Origin of the sequence: Vibrio iocasae (genome assembly GCF_042245395.1) — a bacterium.
In the GTDB taxonomy this organism is placed as follows: domain Bacteria; phylum Pseudomonadota; class Gammaproteobacteria; order Enterobacterales; family Vibrionaceae; genus Vibrio; species Vibrio iocasae.
In genome coordinates, this window is sequence record NZ_CP145311.1 from 2,236,471 (window position 1) to 2,252,045 (window position 15,575).

General features: G+C 44.1%; 13 protein-coding genes. 5 read left to right on the top strand and 8 right to left on the bottom strand.

What is annotated here, in order from left to right; translation table 11 throughout:
• Positions 1 to 254: 254 nt before the first annotated feature.
• On the bottom strand, positions 255 to 1,463 hold the full coding sequence (lolC, locus tag SNR28_RS19860; protein WP_375750351.1) for a lipoprotein-releasing ABC transporter permease subunit LolC: 1,209 nt from the start codon (positions 1,461 to 1,463) through the stop codon (positions 255 to 257).
• A gap of 196 nt (positions 1,464 to 1,659) precedes the next feature.
• On the opposite strand from lolC, the gene SNR28_RS19865 reads away from it, so the two are divergent.
• From SNR28_RS19865 to SNR28_RS19880, 4 genes are read left to right on the top strand one after another with little or no spacing between them, the layout of a single operon-like run.
• Positions 1,660 to 2,229: a PilZ domain-containing protein gene (locus tag SNR28_RS19865; protein WP_375750353.1), complete on the top strand. Its 570-nt coding sequence runs from the start codon at positions 1,660 to 1,662 to the stop codon at positions 2,227 to 2,229.
• A gap of 5 nt (positions 2,230 to 2,234) precedes the next feature.
• A complete protein-coding gene (gene mfd / locus SNR28_RS19870) occupies positions 2,235 to 5,702 on the top strand; it encodes a transcription-repair coupling factor (protein WP_375750354.1) in 3,468 nt (1,155 codons plus the stop codon).
• 52 nt (positions 5,703 to 5,754) lie between these two features.
• The gene (locus tag SNR28_RS19875) at positions 5,755 to 6,597 is read left to right on the top strand and encodes a peptidoglycan binding protein CsiV (protein WP_375750355.1); all 843 of its coding nucleotides are present in this window, start codon (positions 5,755 to 5,757) and stop codon (positions 6,595 to 6,597) included.
• A gap of 40 nt (positions 6,598 to 6,637) precedes the next feature.
• Positions 6,638 to 7,174: a GNAT family N-acetyltransferase gene (locus SNR28_RS19880; RefSeq protein WP_375750357.1), complete on the top strand. Its 537-nt coding sequence runs from the start codon at positions 6,638 to 6,640 to the stop codon at positions 7,172 to 7,174.
• Positions 7,175 to 7,262: 88 nt separating this feature from the next.
• On the opposite strand, the gene SNR28_RS19885 is transcribed toward SNR28_RS19880, so the two are convergent.
• The 7 genes from SNR28_RS19885 to hinT form a co-directional block, all read right to left on the bottom strand.
• Positions 7,263 to 8,552: an NAD(P)/FAD-dependent oxidoreductase gene (locus tag SNR28_RS19885; protein WP_375750358.1), complete on the bottom strand. Its 1,290-nt coding sequence runs from the start codon at positions 8,550 to 8,552 to the stop codon at positions 7,263 to 7,265.
• 339 nt (positions 8,553 to 8,891) lie between these two features.
• Entirely contained in the window at positions 8,892 to 9,452 is a 561-nt protein-coding gene (ycfP, locus tag SNR28_RS19890; protein ID WP_375750359.1) for an alpha/beta hydrolase YcfP, read from the bottom strand.
• A gap of 102 nt (positions 9,453 to 9,554) precedes the next feature.
• Positions 9,555 to 10,415, bottom strand: a complete 861-nt coding sequence (locus tag SNR28_RS19895; RefSeq protein ID WP_375754124.1) for a phosphotransferase — start codon at positions 10,413 to 10,415, stop codon at positions 9,555 to 9,557.
• Between the two features lie 39 nt (positions 10,416 to 10,454).
• Positions 10,455 to 11,045, bottom strand: a complete 591-nt coding sequence (gene lpoB, locus SNR28_RS19900) for a penicillin-binding protein activator LpoB (RefSeq protein ID WP_375750360.1) — start codon at positions 11,043 to 11,045, stop codon at positions 10,455 to 10,457.
• Positions 11,046 to 11,057: 12 nt separating this feature from the next.
• Positions 11,058 to 11,447 (bottom strand): YcfL family protein, encoded by a 390-nt coding sequence (locus SNR28_RS19905; RefSeq protein ID WP_375750361.1) that lies wholly within the window; start codon positions 11,445 to 11,447, stop codon positions 11,058 to 11,060.
• A complete protein-coding gene (locus SNR28_RS19910) occupies positions 11,447 to 12,862 on the bottom strand; it encodes a COG3014 family protein (protein ID WP_375750362.1) in 1,416 nt (471 codons plus the stop codon). The genes SNR28_RS19905 and SNR28_RS19910 overlap by 1 nt, the downstream gene beginning before the upstream one ends.
• 64 nt (positions 12,863 to 12,926) lie before the next feature.
• Positions 12,927 to 13,277 (bottom strand): purine nucleoside phosphoramidase, encoded by a 351-nt coding sequence (hinT, locus tag SNR28_RS19915; protein WP_375750363.1) that lies wholly within the window; start codon positions 13,275 to 13,277, stop codon positions 12,927 to 12,929.
• Positions 13,278 to 13,519: 242 nt separating this feature from the next.
• On the opposite strand from hinT, the gene SNR28_RS19920 reads away from it, so the two are divergent.
• Complete coding sequence (locus tag SNR28_RS19920; protein WP_375750365.1) at positions 13,520 to 15,511, top strand: methyl-accepting chemotaxis protein; 1,992 nt, start codon at positions 13,520 to 13,522, stop codon at positions 15,509 to 15,511.
• Positions 15,512 to 15,575 lie beyond the last annotated feature (64 nt).

The following is a 15,575-nucleotide window of genomic DNA, read 5'->3' on the forward strand; positions in this document are numbered from 1 at the left end:
TTTCGCGCCAGCCAACTATCATTGCTACTACTGGTCGAAAACAATGGAAACTGAATTTATTGTTATTGAGATAATCGGTTAAAAGCCTTGTAAACCACTGAGCTTTAAAATCAGTTATTTTTATTAATCTTATTCAAAATATAGTAGAAAATAAGACGGCTACCAATTTTCTACTCTAAATGAGTCGGTTAGAGCCGCCAGTTATCTATTCAGTGATTCAAACTGAGTGGAATGTACGTATTAATGAGCAATTGTTATTCGTAACGTAATGCCTCAGCAGGACTCACTGAAGATGCGCGATATGACGGAAAGAGTGTCGCCAACAAACTTAGCAATATAGCCAGAAGAATAACGGTAACTATTTGAACAGGTTCAATAAGAACGGGCAAACTTCCTCCTGAACCAAACAGAGCAACACCCATAGCCTCAAGAATTGAATTTAGATTGCTGGCAATCAGCACACCGATACAACCACCCACTATAGAGCCAATAATTCCGCTACTGGCGCCTTGCACCATAAAAATGGTGAGAATTTGATTGCTGGTCATTCCTTGTGTTTTCAGAATTGCGACCTCTGATTGTTTCTCCATAACAACCATAATCAACGCAGAAATAATATTGAAAGCCGCAATTCCGACAATCAAACTGAGCATCAACCCCATCATATTTCTTTCCATACGAACAGCCTGAAACAACTCACCGCGCTGTTCTCTCCAGTCGCTCCAATGCCAGCCCTCTGGCAGCTTGGAGTTCGCGAGTTCCGAAACGACAAACGGATCATCGAAAAAGAGTCGCCAACCTGAAATCTGATCAGACTTCAGCTTCAACAATTTACCCGCATCTTTCATATGAGTGACCATCAGTTGCGCGTCGATATCAGAGCCTGTATTAAAGATCCCGGCAACCATAAAAATTCTCTGACTTGGAATGCGTCCAAGAGGTGTGAACTGACTAGCACTTGTTACCATAAGACGGACTTTGTCTCCCGGAGCGACCTTAAGGCTCCGTGCGAGAGTGTGGCCAAGAAAGACATTGTATTCTCCGGCTTCCATATCAGATAGACGTCCAGACATCAGGTAACGCGAAATAGGTTCTTCGACAGTCGGTTCAACGCCGATCAACATACCCGCTGTAAGCTGCCCAGAACTTTGTATAACCGCTTCACTGCGAACCAACGGAGCAACCGACTGAACGTGACTAATTTGAGACAAAAAAGCAGGAGGCTTTTCAGAAACTTCTGTTTTTTCATTATCCTGATGAACAACCACCTGAGGTAAAACGCCCAGAATTCTTCCCTTAAGCTGCGCTTCGAGACCATTCATTACAGACAAAACCGTCACAAGAGACAGCACACCAATGGTGATGCCCGCTGTAGACATATAAGAAACAAATCGACTAAATCTGTCCCCCGAACGTCCTCTCAGGTAACGAAGTCCAATAAACGCAGAAACAGGGTGAAACATAACAAGAAAACCTGGGAATGAATGACTAGGGGTAATGTAGCGATTAATGGCGATGGTTTACAGGCTTATTTAACAGATTTCTCTAAAACCTGACTCAACAAACAAGGTAAAGACCTCAATACCGTATATCTTGCTTGATTACTGAGCTAAGTTAACGATAATCAAAAGGTTAAGGTAATAGAAAAAGGCCAAAGGTATGGACCAGCAAGAATTTTTTACGGTACACCACAAACTCACTGTTAATGTTGAACTTCTCGAAGAAGGTTACGTCCTGCCACAAGAAGCGGTATTCGTATCTGAAATACCAGCGCCTTTTATTGTTGCCAGTGAGTTCAGCCAACTAGACACGCTAACTGACAGCGCGATGGCAGAGCTCAAGAACAGCGACTTTAAAAACCTGATGCATTTGATCGATCATCAGAACAGTAAATTAAACCTTCTCCTGACGTTTATGCTGGCCCAACAAGATGACGAACGCTTACGAAGATACACGATAAGTTTCGGTGCTAGCCAGTTCTCATTCATTAACAAAGATGAGATTGCCTCAGGTAAAAAGGCACGAGTAAAACTATTTCTTGATCACCCCGCTGCTGCGATATACTGCTACGCAAAAGTTGCCGGATGCAAAGAAGCCGAAGCGGGTTATGAGGTCACCATGGTTTATGAGAAGCTAAGAGAAGTTGATCAGGACCTCCTAATTAAAGCCGCCCTGTATCAGCAACAGAAATTATTACGTCAGCGTTCAATGGAACGTGAATTAAAATAAGAGTCATGTCCAAAATCTCATCTATTTTATCCCTTGTCTCCCCTTCTGAAGCGGGAGACAAAAAGTTCGTTGGTAACCTTCCTGGTGCTGCATTGCCAATAGCAGTTGCAGAGCTTTCCGAGCAACATAACGGTCATACATTGCTTGTTGTGCCGGATCCTCAACTTGCACTTAAGCTTCAGGGGGAACTGGAACAGTTCACCAATACAGAAGTAAGTCTGTTTCCTGACTGGGAAACCCTGCCCTACGACAATTTCTCTCCTCATCAGGACATCATTTCCGACAGAATCGCTAAACTCTATCAGCTACCGACTCAGAACAGCGGGATAACCATCATTCCTGTTGGTACATTGTTGCAAAGACAGTCTCCGCGAGACTACTTGATGCAGCACACCCTAATGGTAAAAGCGGGCGATCTCTTTTCATTAGAAAACTTGCGCCTGCAGTTAGAGAAATCCGGATATCGTCATGTTGACCAGGTTTTTGGTCCTGGTGAATACGCAAGCAGAGGTTCGATAATCGATCTCTACCCTATGGGTAGCAATGCGCCATTTCGTATCGACTTTTTTGATGACGAAATCGACACCATTAGAACTTTCGATCCAGAAAGCCAACGTACCGTAGAAGAGATAAATGAAATTCGCCTTCTTCCTGCCCATGAGTTTCCAACCAGCGAAGAGGCAATCGAAGAGTTCCGTTCTCGTTGGAGACAACAGTTCGAAGCGCGAAGAGAGCCCGAATCGGTTTATATGCAGGTAACCAAAGGCACCTGGCCTGCTGGTATCGAATACTGGCAACCACTTTTCTTTGAAAAGACTGAAACCCTATTAGATTATATTTCTGACAACTCGCTGATTATCACTGTAGGCGACATTGAAGGCGCTATTGATGCTTTTCTCAAAGATGTTGACTACCGATATGACCAGAGAAAAATCGACCCTCTGCGACCTTTACTCGCTCCCGAGTTGTTGTGGCAGAAAAAAGACGAGCTATTTGCCGGGTTCCAGCAATACCCTCGTGCTTGCCTGACTGTTGAGCCTGTTAAGGAGAAAGCCGGACGTAGCAATCCATCCGTTGAAACACTACCCGACCTGCATGCAAAACAGCAAACCAAAGAACCTTTGGCAGAGCTTCGACGCTTCACTGAAAGCTATCAGGGTAAAGTTGTCTTCTCGGTAGAGTCAGAAGGCCGACGCGAAGCTTTGTTAGAACTGCTACAGGGCATCAAATTAAAACCAACGGCATTGGGCTCTTTGAGTGAAGCGATACAAAGCGATGTTAAACACTCGCTTGTGCTGGGAGCTGCTGAGCACGGTTTTATACACAGCCAACCAGATTTCGCTCTGATATGTGAAAGCGACCTGTTAGGCGATCGTGTAATTCAGCGACGTAAAAAAGACAAACGTGCAGTAAACAGTGACACGGTTATCCGCCACCTCGCGGAACTGAAACCCGGGCAACCCGTTGTACACCTTGATCATGGTATCGGACGCTATATAGGCCTGCAAACCCTGGAAGCTGGTGGCTTAACAACCGAATATGTGACTCTGGAATATCAGGATGAAGCAAAACTCTATGTGCCAGTTTCTTCATTAAACCTCATCAGTCGATATTCTGGTGGTGCAGATGAGTCCGCTCCGGTTCATAAGTTAGGTGGTGAAGCGTGGGCTAAAGCTCGTCGACGTGCGGCAGAGAAAGTTCGCGATGTTGCTGCAGAACTTTTGGATGTCTACGCCAAGCGAGAGCTCAAACCTGGCTATAAATTTGAGTTGGACAGAGGGCAGTACGCCACGTTCAAGTCCAGCTTCCCATTTGAAGAAACTGACGATCAGGCGATGGCAATCAATGCCGTGCTTTCTGACATGTGTCAGCCAAAAGCGATGGACCGCTTGGTTTGTGGTGATGTTGGTTTCGGTAAAACCGAAGTGGCCATGCGCGCGTCCTTTGTATCGACCGATAACGGAAAGCAAGTAGCCGTGTTGGTGCCAACAACACTCTTAGCACAGCAGCATTTCGAAAACTTCCGTGATCGGTTTGCCAATCAACCTATCAGAGTCGAAGTACTTTCGCGCTTCAAGACGGCTAAAGAACAAAAGCAAATTCTAACCGATGTAGCAGACGGCAAAGTTGATATCATTATCGGCACACACAAGCTTCTGCAGAGTGATATTAAGTTCAAAGATCTTGGTCTTCTTATCGTGGATGAAGAACACCGCTTTGGTGTTCGTCAAAAAGAAAAAGTGAAGGCAATGCGTGCTGATGTCGATATCCTGACATTGACTGCGACGCCTATCCCGCGAACACTCAACATGGCGATGAGTGGCATGCGTGATCTTTCTATTATCGCAACACCACCAGCTCGACGTCTGGCAATCAAGACCTTTGTTCGACAGCGGGAAGACAGCGTAATACGTGAAGCGATATTGCGTGAAATCATGCGTGGTGGTCAGGTTTACTTCCTGCACAACAAAGTCGAAACGATAGATAAAGTCGCGGAAGATCTAGCGAAACTCATTCCGGAAGCCCGTGTTACGACGGCACACGGTCAAATGAGAGAACGTGAACTGGAGAAAATCATGAATGATTTTTACCACCAGCGTTTTAATCTACTAGTGTGTACGACCATCATCGAAACGGGTATTGATGTACCGACAGCCAACACCATCATCATGGACAGAGCTGATAACCTTGGCCTGGCGCAATTGCATCAGCTAAGAGGACGTGTTGGTCGTTCTCATCATCAGGCATATGCTTACTTGCTCACACCGCACCCTAAAGCTTTGACAAAAGACGCTATCAAGCGATTGGATGCCATTGCGTCCCTCGAAGATCTTGGAGCCGGCTTCACTCTCGCGACACACGACTTAGAAATTCGTGGCGCAGGTGAACTATTAGGTGATGAACAGAGTGGTCAGATTCAATCCGTTGGCTTTACTCTCTACATGGAAATGCTGGAACAAGCCGTTCAGGCTTTGAAGGATGGCAAGGAGCCATCCTTGGATGAGCTACTGAAAGAGCAGACCGAAGTCGAAATGAGAATACCGGCTCTTCTTCCAGACGACTATATCCCTGATATCAACACTCGTCTCTCGACATACAAGCGTATCGCAAGTGTGAAAAACGAAAATGAGTTGGCTGAGATGAAGGTTGAGCTCATAGACCGATTCGGTCCGCTTCCAGATGCAACAAAGAACTTAATTTCTATCGGTGAGATAAAACTCGCAGCGGCACAAATCAAAGTGAAGAAGATTGAAGCTCATGATAAAGGTGGATACATCGAGTTTTATCCGAACGCTGACATCAACCCAGCTTACTTGGTTAAACTACTGCAATCTGCACCTAAAAAGTATGGTATGGATGGCCCGACGAAGCTGAAATTTATGGTGTCTTTGACCGACCGAAGAGAAAGGACACGCTTTATCTCTGATTTGCTTGAACAATTCGCGAAAAATAGAATAGCGACACCAGCATAGAATGATAAACTATGACTTATTAGGGCAGTTTATACCCAGAACCGGAGTAAAAATGAAAAAAATAATGGCACTTCTTCTCTCTATGGTTTCTCTGAGCGTTTACGCATCAGAAAGAGAGTTTGATGTTGAAGTTATTATCTTTAAAAGAGCGGTTGCACCTGAAACTGTAGAGGAATCCTGGCCTGATGAGCTGCCTCAGATAGATCTTAGCCGTGCTAGCACCTTAAATAATGCTCAGTATCTGGAAGATAAAGGCGTAATCATGCTGCCATACGAAGACTTTCAGCTTATCGAGAAAAAAGAAGCTCTGGATAAACACGCCGGTTTCGAAGTACTCCTTCATACCGCTTGGCGTCAAGGCGATCAGCCTAAGTCTACCGCCCCTGTATTTCATATCGTAGCCGGTAAAGATTTCTCTGAGTCATTTAACCCAGACGGAAGCAGCAAACAGCAGGATACCGAAATCGTTGTTGATGATTTAGCGAACGAAGTGACCATCGACAACCCTCTGTATCAGCTTGACGGAAAGTTTCAGGTTTATGTTCAACACTACCTGTTTCTGGAAACCGAGTTAGATCTGAAGTCACCTTGGCGACGTGAAGTGCTTGTTGAAGATGAAGTGCCAGAAGTAGAAACGATTCCTGTCATTGAAGAAGTGACCTCAGATACAGAGGCACCAATCGGACAGGAGCAGATTATTACCGAACCGGTTAACGATACGGTTCAGTTTGGCAACCTTGAGGCGGTAGAGCCGACTTATCGGGTTGAAGAGTTTCTTAAAGGGTATCGCATGACTCAAAAGCGTCGGATGAGAAGTGGTGAAATTCACTATCTCGATCATCCACTGATGGGTATTGTGATTCAGGTGCGTAGAGCACCGACACCAGAAGCCTAATGATAGAAAAGCTCTCCTTGTGAGAGCTTTTGTGTATTTTATGACACCAGATTTCACCATCATCACCCAAAAGCTGATATTAAGGCTCCCAGACAAGTCAGAAGCAGCACGCTTCTCAGAGCTGGTATCAACCTCCCCTTCTCTTTACCCTTGGCTTGACTGGACTCACTCAGCGTTTTCACATTTTGATGCCGAGGAGTTTTTGCTGGCGAACCGCTTAAACTGGATTAAAGAGATCTCTTATGGATTTGGTGTTTATCAATCTGATTGTAACCAACTAATCGGTATGGTTGCCATAACCGAGTTCCAACGCATCGCCAACATGGCCAGTATTGGATACTGGATAGGAGACGACCATCAAAAGCTAGGATATGGGAAAGAGGCGTTGGATGCTTTAATCGAGTTCTGCTTTGCAAAGCTCAAACTCACTCGGCTGGAAATCGTTTGCGATCCGGACAACAAACCAAGCCACTTGATTGCTCAAAAGTGCGGAGCGGTAGAAGAGTGTCTGGCCAAAAACAGATTCGTGTTCAATGGCAAACCTAAAGATGGCTTGGTATTTTCTGTTACGCCTTAATTCAAAGAACGGATTCGAAGTAACAGAATCAAAACAAGCAAAGCCGAACATCAAGTTCGGCTTCAAATACGTTATAGGAGAATTAAGATTAGTGTAACTTCAGGTTGGGTCTTAACACTCGGTTGATTCGCCCTACCAACATCATCAAACCCGTCTTGAACATCCCATGAAGTGCCATCTGATGCATTCTATACAGTGAAATGTAAACCACGCGAGCAATACGTCCTTCGACCATCATTGAACCTTTAGTCAGATTCCCCATCAAGCTACCAACAGTAGAGAAGCGGCTAAGGGAAACAAGTGAACCATGATCTTTGTAGATGTACGGCTTCAATGCTTTGCCATTTAACTGCGCGATAATATTTTTAAATGCCTGACTCGCCATCTGATGCGCAGCCTGTGCTCTAGGTGGCACAAATGAACCATCAGGTTGCGTGCACTGAGCAAGGTCACCAATAACAAAAATACTGTCATCACGAGTCGTTTGCAGCGTATCCTTTACTACAAGCTGGTTAATTCGGTTGGTCTCTAATCCTGCAATACCCTTAATAAAATCAGGCGCCTTAATACCAGCGGCCCATACCATAATCTGTGCTGGAATTTTCTCACCGTCCTTTGTCGTCAAACCATCCTCATCTGCTTTTGTCACCATGGTAGTTGTACGAACTGTAACACCAAGCTTAGTTAACTCGCTATGGGCGGCAGAAGAGATGCGTGCAGGAAGTGCTGGAAGAATGCGCTCTCCCGCTTCAATCAGGTTAACGTTCAGCTTGCTCGAATCCAGGTCGTCAAAGCCATAGTTACGCAGCTCTTTAATCGCATTGTGTAGCTCAGCAGAAAGCTCAACGCCCGTTGCACCAGCACCAACAATCGCGATATCGACAGTGCCGCTGTACTGTTTCCAATGAAGCTTCAGGAACTCATTATTCATCTCTTCTCTGAAGCGACGCGCCTGCTCAGGACTATCAAGGAATATGCAGTTTTCACGAACACCAGGAGTATTGAAATCGTTAGAGGTTGAGCCAAGGGCCATAACCAGGATGTCATAAGGAAACTGTCGGGTTGGCATAATCTGCTCGCCCTTTTCATCAGAGACAGCACTCAAAGTAATATACTTTCCTTCGCGATCAATATTCTCCAGGCTTCCTAAGCGGAATTTAAAGCCATGGTTCTTAGCGTGAGAACGGTAACTTAAAGCATCCACACCTTCATCCAGCGAACCTGTCGCCACTTCATGCAAAAGTGGTTTCCACAAATGGCTGGCTTTTCGGTCAACCAATGTAATCTCTGCTTTTCCTTTGCGACCCAATGTATGGCCCAACTTGGTTGCCAACTCAAGGCCACCAGCACCACCACCAACAACAATAATTCGAGTCATAACAATACTCCTTTAAAGACTTAAAAATTTGATGAGACCGTAGCTTCGCTCCAGCCTCTAGAATTCTTTACTCTCAACAAACTCACCGTTTGGTTTTTCTCGGGGTGCTTCAGGCACCTTCTTTATTTTTGTTACATCTCATTCAGGAATGCTCAACTTTTTTTGATATAAATCAACAAAAGTTATAATCCACATTATAACTAGGTATTTTTTTAGAGCAAGAAATAATTGCGCCAGATCAATTTTTAAAGATTAGTCAGAGACGAATGGGCATAAAAAAACCAGCCTTAACAGCTGGTTTTCTGATATATCTTGAGAGACTTTGTTAAGCTGAGACTGTTACTCTGACACAGCCTCAGAAGCTTGTTCTTTAAACGCCTTCATTTTCTGAAGGTGCTGAGAAATCTTCTTGAACTTGTGTTCTTGAGTCTCATCCCAGATGATCTCATAGTAGTCTTCAAGTTCCGATGCGATGCCCTGAGTATCAAGCACACCGTCCTGCTTCGAAAGAATGGCTAAACAACGCCCTTTGTTCTTGGTTCTGAATTGAGAAACGCACTTAGTTGCGATGTCTTCGTACTCTTCCGGACGATCTATCTTACCTTCCATATTACTTTCTGGGTGCAGGTTCGGGTTAAAAATCACCTGCTTAATACCACACAAGAATCCAATACGCTCTGACCAGTATCCACCCAGGCCAACACCACAAATAATTGGGTTCGGATCATTAGACTGATCGACGACCTTATGCACTTCTTTCAGCAGGTGTTGCATATCGTGTTTTGGATGCAGCGTACTGTAGTTAATAAACCTTACATCATCATCAATAAACTGTAGCTGAAGAACCTTCTCGTGGTTACCAGGGCTTGTTGAGTCAAAGCCGTGTAAATATATAATCATGGTACCTCCCCACTCCTCGTAGGTACTTGTTAATGCTCTAGCCGTTTTCTAAATCTACCACGATTCATAACTTTTGAAACATTATTCTTACGTATTAGAACACTAAAAATGAGATTTAAGTTTTACTGCTTCCTCAAGATAGTGCTCTTCCTTCCACAACTGATAGCCCAGCAGATACCACAGAATAGCCATCATCCTGTTTCGTGGAACCCACTGGTTCACTCCTTTAAACCAAATATCAGCATTGTCGATTCCTCTTAGCTTACAGTAGTCTGCAACCGCTTTAGGCATATCAATTCCATTCACATCTATCGTCATTGCCAAGTCCATTCTGGGATCAGCGACGCCAGCATACTCCCAGTCTATAACGCGGATACCTTTGTCTGTCCTGATCACGTTATAACTACCTAAATCAAAATGGCAAAGTGTAGCTTCTACTGGTTCGACATTTGGAAGCTCTCGATATTCCTGGTACAGGGCTTGATATTCTTTTGTTAGGAGGTGTGGTTCTCTGGCTCGAAGCTGATGCCAATAACCATCAACTTTTGCAGTAAATGAAAATAGTGGTATAGGTTTGTTATGGATGTTGATGGCATGAACTCTGGCGAGCGTACCGATGATTTCAGTTTCACTCAATGGAAAGCGTTCTGCCACCTCTCCTTCAATCCATTCGACCAAAAGACCAGAATCGTTGAGGTGTACAGGTTTAGGGGCTAAAAGCTTGTCATGACTGCTGCACAACGCTTCCAACATGCGGTACTCTCTCATTCGGGAGACGCCATAAGTGTTAGTAACAGAAGAGATAGGTCGCCATACGAAGGATTGACTTGTGTTGGAATCAACTTTCCAACAACGATTGGTTAGCCCTCCACTCAGCAGTTCAGCAAGTTTAGGCTTACCATTAAAAAAAGACTCCAGTGACAACAATGACTGGTCTAGCGAACAAGCTTCATTCCAGGTCATTTTAGCCACCAGAGCCTCCTATACGCTTTTGTAGCTGACTTACAGTCCTAACAGGCTCTTAGATTCCTGCTTACGGATCTCAGTTTCGTCAGCCCATTCGATAAGACCTGTTTCAAGATCCATCAGACGCATCGTCATCTTGTAGTATACGTCTTTGTCGCTTCCAGCCTGTTTAACGATACTTGCCAGGTTGCCGTAAAGCATATATTCAGCACCAACCATCTTACCGAATTGAATTGCACTGCTCTGGTCGACTAGCTCATCATTGTTCTGGAAGTTAAGTTGCTTACGAACAGACTCAACACGGTCCATATCAACAAAGCGGAACTTACCAGAATTTAGCATTTTAGTGCTGATTGAATCGGTAATAGATTCTGTATCAATATGTTCAGCTGTTTTGTTTTTAATGGTTTCAACAAACACGATTGGGCGATTGTCACGAGTAATATACGCAACAGAACCAGACATCAGCATGCTATCAACCATTTCACCTGCAATCTTTTGCAGGTCACTTGAGCCAAAATCAATCGTCGTTGTTTCAACGGCTTGAGCATCCCCATAGCTCACTTTGTTAGAACAGCCGCCTAAAATAACCGCTAAACCAAGTAGCGCAATAACACCTTTTTTCATTTTTATTCCTCTTTAGTCCGCCTGACGAATTTGCACGCGGAACTGTTTTCCATTCGGGTTAATCGATACTTCCGAGATTGTAATCGTTTCAAAACCATGAACAATAGTCTGCTTCCAGGCAGCCTGTTTAGAGTTTACTTCAACACCATCGTTGTCATACCAGTAAAAACGGTATTGTAAGTGCTGCTCGCCTGAGTACTGGCTAGAAACAGTAACAGCGCCACGGGCATGTCCATCAACATCGACAGTTGCGATATTCTCAATACTTAAGCGGTTGCCAAGAACGTTGTCACCAAACAGAACATTCTGGGTATCCCCTTCTACTCTTAATCCAGCAGTATTCTTTCCTGAACAACCTGCGATTGCCAGAACTGCTGCCAACGCTAATACTACTTTTTTCATCACAAAGCTCCCAATTGCTTATGCCATACCACGGCGTTGTTTCCTTGCCTTGAAATCCAGACCAAAGCCGTTCTACCTGCTTTTACTGATACTTCATATTCTTCATCGTTAAAGCTTAACATGTGTTGTCCGGCTTCAACGGTATATGAGCTACTATATACTTGGGCTGGTAATGTTTGCCAACTCCGAGTATCTGGCTGTTCGGTTAATACGTTCCATACGTTGAACAGTATATTCCCGATATCTTCAGCACCGCTATTGCCATTACCATTGTTTCCGCCAGACGCCTCTCTTCTAAGCTGCTCTTTAGCAACAACTCTTAACGCTTGCCTCATAACTATAGTCGGCATTCGTTCAGTAAGATCTTGACTCGCCATCAAATTCACATCAACCAACAGTGAGTTGTCTACCTTTCGATCATCCAACCTCAAACTTGGATAGTACTCCGAAACTGCGTTTGGGTAGTATGGCAGAGCCAACGTGTACCATGACGTACCATGACTACTGCTTACTGGTAAAGACTGTTTCCATCCCTGACGAGCAAAGACAACCCCCTGCTCATCGATAATAATAATTCTCGATTGCTCCGCAGAGAGAGCCTCTGGCTTACCATATTGTGCTTCTAGCTGTTTTAAATCTTCCCACATCCCGATTTTTCGGGCGACTCGCAAGGTTCCTTCGACTACCTGATCGTTGTCAGGTAATACAGCTAACGCTCTTTTATAGTCAACATAAGCGCTATTAAGTTCATTCGCAGTTTCGTATAGCAACGCCGAAAGATAGAGAAGATAGCCGTTTTGAACGGCCTGCAGCTTCTGCCCTGCATCAGGGTATTGAGAAAGCACCGAGCCAAGGTTGGCACTCATGCCATTTTGCTGAAGATCGTAAGCTGCTGATTGCAAATCACTCTCACGGGTTCTCTTTGCCCTTTCCTGTACTTGATTTGCTTTTCTAACTTCGACTAAAGCACCTTCCAGCGAGTTTTTATGCAAATAGTTCAATCCAAGATATAGATGAAGAAATCCGAGTTCATAATCTGCAGGAACATAGTTTTGAAGATTGTCGTTGACCGCCAGCGAGCCAATATCTGTTGCCGTTTCAGAAATAGAAATTACGGCTTGATCCTGCTGCTGCCTGACAGCGACTTCGCTCAGTTCAAAATAAGTCTGGCTTGGTTCAAACTGCTGGTTAAGAAAAGTGACTCGCCCTTTCTCAAGGTTATCCAGAATATCTCCGGCCACATACTCGGGTAACAGATCTTCCGCTTTCTGATACTGTCCAGTTTCCACAGCCTGATAGACCCCCCCATTTTGAGCGGAATAATGGCTAAACAAATTCCCGGCAGAAAGTGTAGAACAAGCGGTTACTGCCGCTGTGAATGATGCAACCAAAGTGAGTCGAAAAAACTTCTTCACCAAAAACCTCTAAAAAACAACCTCCCGGATTTTACACCGGAAGGTTTCATTCGAAATCGAGTTGTTAACCTAGTAGTAAAGGACCAAGCGGTCTGCCACCCAATAGGTGCATATGGATATGATAAACTTCCTGACCACCATGAGAGTTACAGTTAACGATCAATCGGTAACCATCTTCGTCAATACCCTCGTCCTTCGCCAGCTTTTTAGCAACAGTGAACAGTCTTCCTAATGCAAGCTCATCTTCTTCTACAATGTCATTAGTAGTAGGAATCAGCTTGTTAGGAACAATAAGAATATGGCTTGGCGCCCTCGGGTTGATGTCACGAAATGCAGTGACTAAATCATCCTGATACAGTACATCTGCTGGAATTTCCTTGCGTATAATCTTGCTAAATATAGTCTCTTCAGCCATTCATAACTCCAATAAGTGCTATCCTTTATAAGGGCTTAAGTATGCGATAAGCCCACCGAAATCACAATAAAAACACTGTTCCGATACAAACTTTAAAATTCGGAGCAATAATTAATTCTGTTTTGCGTGTTCAATCATATTCTGTTGAGAACTTTACCATTAGGATTACATGTTATTTTTATTAATTATTTAGAAAGCCATTTTGCTTTCTGTTCATGCTTAATGCTACGTAGGAGAGGATAATGAAAGGCTCTGTAATCAGACGAATGTACGCTGGTTTTTCATTAATTGTCATCATGTTCGTGATTACCATCGGCTTGATGATGAACGGTATGAATGACATTCATACCAAATTTGGAACTGTAACCCAAAACTCATTGCCGTTTGTCTCGCTATCTAATAAGACAAGCTTGCAATTACTTTCATCAGATAAGTTATTTAAAGACTTTCTCACTTCAGACGACCAGGCAAGAATGGATCAAACTCGTTCTGATTTTGCCGCATCACAAAGTAGTTTTCAGGATATTTTTTCTCAGCTAGAACAAGTTAGTAAAGTTTATCCAGAAGCTCAACAATATATAGATCAGCTAAAAGTCATCGAGAACCAATACTTCTCAGAAGCGCAAGTTGCAATGAACAACTACATTGACATGTTCAACGCTGAAGAACAGGTAGCAAAATCTACTCGCGACTTCCAAAGATTGAATGTAGAGCTGACCGTTGGCATGAAAGAGATGGTTGCGGGAATGCCGAGCATTTCAGTGAAGCTTATGGCAAAAAGCTACTTCTCGAAACTGGAAGAAGCTTCCGATGTGACTGTCGACGCGCTTTCCAGTAGTGATACTGAGTTAGTTAAAAAAGCGGTTGCAGTAAACAAAAAGGCCGTATCACATCTTAACTATGCATTTAATGGACTTGCCGCTCAGTCACCTCAGATAAAAGAAGAGTTCTCAGAAAGAGTGGAAGCATTTACCAAGGATATTGGTAAACCCGGCGGTGTGCTTGATCAGCATTACGCCTTTATTGTCGCGCAAAGCAAATTATTCGAGAACATCGCTAACCTGACAAGACAAGTCGACTCCGCCATGGAAATCATGGACTACTTTAACCAGTTAGCGACTAAAGAGCTGAATACCTCATTGGAAGAAGCTGGCAGTATCTATGATGACGGTGTAATGAAAGCCATTATTATCGGTATCGCCGTTGTTATCTTAGCCGCTGCTATCGGTTACAACGTTGCTCACAGTGTTCGTGAACCATTAACTAGAATTCTGAGTTCGCTGGAAGGACTGGCTAATGGCGATTTAAGCCAGAGAATCGATATTCGTCACAACAACGAGTTTTCTCGTGTTAGCGGACACATCAATACATTAGCTGATAACCTGCATAATATTGTTACCCAGCTTAATCGTGGGTCGGATAACCTGACCTCAGCAACCAACCAAAATCAGAACACATCCCTTGAAGCACAGGAGCAACTCGGCCATCAGCGAGAGAAGACTGCAAGCGTTGCAACAGCGATGACTGAAATGGAGCATTCCGTAGTTGAAGTCGCTCAAAGTGCACAAAGCACTACCGAGAAAGTCAACATGGTTGAGGGGGCTGCCGATACTGGCCGCAACGTGATGAATGCCAACATTACGACGATAAACCAGCTCGAAAACCGCTTGAATGAGTCTGTATCTGCCGTGGCCGAATTGCAGCAGATGAGCGGACAGATAGGTAGCATTCTGGATGTTATCCAAAATATCGCTGAGCAAACCAACCTGCTGGCACTTAACGCAGCTATCGAAGCGGCGCGTGCAGGTGAACAAGGCCGTGGTTTCGCAGTTGTAGCAGATGAAGTACGTGTGCTGGCAAAACGTACGTCTGAATCGACCGCTGAAATTGAAGATATGATCAGCAATCTGCAAGCGAGCTCCTCTACGGCCGGTAAGGTTATAGAAAGCTGTATGCAGGATATGGAAAAATCCGTTGCTCAAGCCTCTGACGCTAATAGTTCAATGGAAGAAATTCAGGCTCTGATTCTGGAAATCAGCCAGATGAGTACGCAGATTTCGCAAGCTGCAAACGAGCAGAGCGAAACGACTTCTGAAATTGCTCGTAGCTTAGAAGACATTAACCACATCGCTGAGCAAAGCCATGAGGCTATGTCTGAAATTGCATCAGTAAATGAAAATCTGACGCAACTTGCCAATGAACAGGCTGGATTGGTACATCAATTCAAACTCTAAGCATGCGTACTGTTAATTAATGGTCAGAAACAAGGGAGAATTATTATAATTCTCCCTTGTTTTT